General features: G+C 65.3%; 1 protein-coding gene and 1 pseudogene. Both read left to right on the forward strand.

From position 1 onward, the window contains the following. Nucleotides 1-608 (forward strand): annotated as a pseudogene (locus AQI95_RS48630) (hypothetical protein); the annotation flags it as partial. Nucleotides 609-3,219: 2,611 nt separating this feature from the next. Continuing rightward, nucleotides 3,220-3,516, forward strand: coding sequence for a hypothetical protein (locus AQI95_RS44090; RefSeq protein WP_067137129.1), 297 nt, complete (start codon nucleotides 3,220-3,222; stop codon nucleotides 3,514-3,516). Nucleotides 3,517-3,530 lie beyond the last annotated feature (14 nt).

Here is a 3,530-nt window from a genome sequence, read left to right on the forward strand (position 1 = left end):
CCATGGGCGCCCGGGCCCTGCATGCCATCAACCAGGCACTCCACGCAGGGCAACCGCTCGTGCTCTCCAGCCGCACCGCCGAATACCGCAGCGCCCTTACCGCTCCATCCGGGACCAGTGTGCTTCTGAATGGAGCGGCAGGAATCCGCCTGCTGCCCCTGGATCCCGCGAAAGCGGCTGCCTACTTGGAGCGCGATGCCGGAGGCGCCGACACCCCGGCCGCAGCCCGCTGGAGACGGGTCACCGTTGCGCTGAGTTCCGACACCTCGGCCTCCGAGGCTCTGAGCACCCCGCTTGGCCTGTTCCTGGCCCGCACCATCTACAACCCCCGCCCCGACGAAGAGGTCGCCGAACTTCCCGACCCCGATGAACTCCTCGACCAGGCCCGCTATCCCACCCGCCGGGACCTCGACACCCATCTGTTCGCCGCATTCATCCCCGCCGCCTACCGCCCCCACACGCTGGAGCGTTCACAAGGCACAGCACACCCTCACCTTCCTCGCCAGCCACCTTCAGCACACACTCGGAGGCACTCCCAACTTCGCCTGGTGGCAACTTCACAAAGCCGTCCCCGCTGGACAGCCGCTGGCGATTGGGCTCACGGCTAGCCTCATGGGCGGGCTCCCCGGGGGTCTCGTGGCCGGACTTTACGAGGGCTTCGTGGCCGGGCTCGTTGTCTCGCTCTGCGTAGGGATTTCATCGGCACTAGTGGCAGCCCTGATTGCCTCAAAATCAGGAGAAAGAAGCCCAAGCTCAGGGTTTCACTGGAGCTGGAGAGAGAGATCCGGTTGGCGGACATGCGGACTCACCCTCGGCCTCATCTTCGGGTTCGCGTTCGGGACCGCTTCCGGGCTGGAGATTGGACCTATGGCTGGTCTTATCGGCGGGCTTGCCGGTGTGGTCCCGTTTGCCCTCCTGAGCGGACTCCGGTCGGTGCACCCCGACCTGGAGAGGGCAGTGGGGCCAGGAACAGTCCTGGCTCGGGACCGACGCACCTTCTGGGTTCTTACGCTCTTGGGCGGGACCACGGGCGTGCTGATGTATGCATTGTCGTACGTGCTCCTCATCCCCTGGGGGGGGCCAGGTGTCCGGGGGAGACATTGCGCTCGCGTTCGCATTCACGTTTCAAATTGGTCTCGTGCTCGGACTCATCCGTTCAGTGTGGATGGAGTTCCTGGTGGCGCATATCAAACTGGCGGTGGCGGGGCGCGTGCCCTGGCGCTTGATGAGTTTCCTGGGTGACGCCCACGAAAGGCGGGGCATCTTGAGACAGGCGGGAGCGGTATACCAGTTCCGCCACATCGACCTCCAGCGACACCTCGCAGAAGGCCGCCGACGGCCAGGACACCCCACAGGGGCCACCCGCAGCCGACAACGAGACCGGCACGGGTGGCGCGGATGGGAACGCCGTCAACCCTGACCAGATCATGCGAAACAAGGGCGTCGCTGCAGCTGCGTTGCTCGGTACGACCGTCGAGAGCACCTCCCGTTTCGACGGACCCGTCCGGCTCGGTCTCCCGGTCCTGACTAATGGCATGCGCGTCAAACGCGAATCGCCAGCCGCACATCGTTGCACTGGCGCCTCCCACTGTGGCCACGCAAGCGGTGGGCGGGCTCGGTCCGCACTCATGCCGATGGCGGCGGTGAAGTTCTTGGTCCTGATGGGCGGTGCGCCCGGGCCGCTGTTCATAATCGCCCAGAACGAGATGTTGCACTGCGTGCCAGGCCGCACGGATATCGCCCTCGCGGCCAACTCCGGCGCCTACAACACCGGGATTGCGGCTGACGCCGCACTCGGGGCACTGGTCCTGCCGCTCGCCGGGGCCTGCGCCGTATTACTCAGTGGTCGGCTGCTGCCTCGCAGCCCGCTCCTAGGCTCCCGCAGCCGGTGCTCGGTTGACGCCCTGCGTTGACGAGACCCATCTTACGTCCCTCAGCCAGTCACGTTCGTCTGACCTGCGAAGACAGGCGCGAGGTCTAGATAACCATGCCGATCAACGTAGTGAGCGCGACCGAAGATCACAGCATCCGATTTCACCAGTACCACCTGGAGGACATGGGTTCTCTGGGGAAGAGTGTGCTGCGACTCTCAATTGGCGCTGATCCGTGCAGCTCAGCGTTGATGCGGTCGACAGTATCTGTTGCAACAGGTGTGGCGCCATCGCTGAATCGAGCGAGCGAGGGGCCCCGCGCCCGCTGCGCGGCAGCCAATCGTCTTTCGGATCGGTGTAGTGAAGCGCCGCGCTCCTGTGCGGCTCCCGGCGCCCAGCCTGCGGAAGCATTCGTCAGCCGCCGTAGTCTCAGCCGGCCTTCGCCGTGGGTCTCTGGCCTTGCTCTGCCTGGTGGATGCGCAGCACGAAGGCACGTGCCACGGAGTTGAGCGTCTTCGGATCTGCAGCTGGCGGCCCATCAGTGTTGATGTTCACGTATGCGCTGACGGAGCCCACTCGCATCTGGATTGAGCTGCTGCAGTAGCTCCGGCCGAGGCAATAGACACTCGTGTATGCCGTGTCCGCACCGTCTATCTGCGCCGCTTCCTGCTGCGTGCCGGCAGTACGCCTCTTCCACTTGCCATAGTCGGCCTCGGCCTGTGAGCGGCTCCTGAATGATCTAAGCCCGAACCCAACGACGTGACCGTTGAGATCTGGCGCGCTATAACCCCTTCTACCGAAGGCAACGCGGCCATCGGTACCCGAGCTGCCCTCTATGAGATAGGAACTTGCTGCCTTCCATCCCGGGGGCACATCGGCTGCTCCGGGCAGCACGACCCGCAACTGTTCCTTACCAAGCACCACATCGGCTTTAGCCGACGATGGGACCTTCGTCGTGGCCTCCGGCCCTGGTCGATCTGCTCCTCCGCACCCGGACAACATCGCGATCGCAGCAGCCACACTCAGGACCTGGGTGGTATGTCTCCCCGGCACCGTTCCCCCCAACGCGTCAGACAACAGCAAAGCTCACGCTTGGCGATCATATGCTCACGTCAAGACGACGAGGACATGGCCCGTCAGACCTACGTTTCGCGCTGGTTCAGGGCCCGGGTTAGCTCTCGGTTGGCCGCTCGGACAGCCTCCAATTCATCGGCACGTTCATCGAGCTGATCTTGGATGTCGGCGAGGTTCTGCTCCAGCATCTTGATTCGTTGCTGGAGCTGGTCGGCATCGGCTGGCGCCCCAGGCTGGACTCGGCCCAGGCCGCCTCCCCGAGGGCCTGGGAGAGGTGCTTCTCCAACTGCTGGACCGGCGCGGCAAGGCGTTTGTTCCGTTCCAGCAGAAGCCGCTCCCCGCGGCACCCGAGTCTGAGCAGCCGGCCCAGGTCCTCGATCTGATGGCAGCGCTGGACGCCTCCGTGCAGAAGGCGAAGGAGGCCCGCGGCGAGGACACCGGGCTGGCCGAGGTGCACGAGCTGCCGAAGCCGAAGAAGAAGGCAGCCGCGAGGAAGCAGCCGGCCACGAAGGCCGCGGCGAAGAAGGCGGCGGCCAAGAAGGCGACGGGCCGCCGCCCGCGCAGCGCCTGACCGCGCTGAGGCTA

The sequence above is a fragment of the Streptomyces yokosukanensis genome (genome assembly GCF_001514035.1).
Taxonomy (GTDB): Bacteria; Actinomycetota; Actinomycetes; order Streptomycetales; family Streptomycetaceae; genus Streptomyces; species Streptomyces yokosukanensis.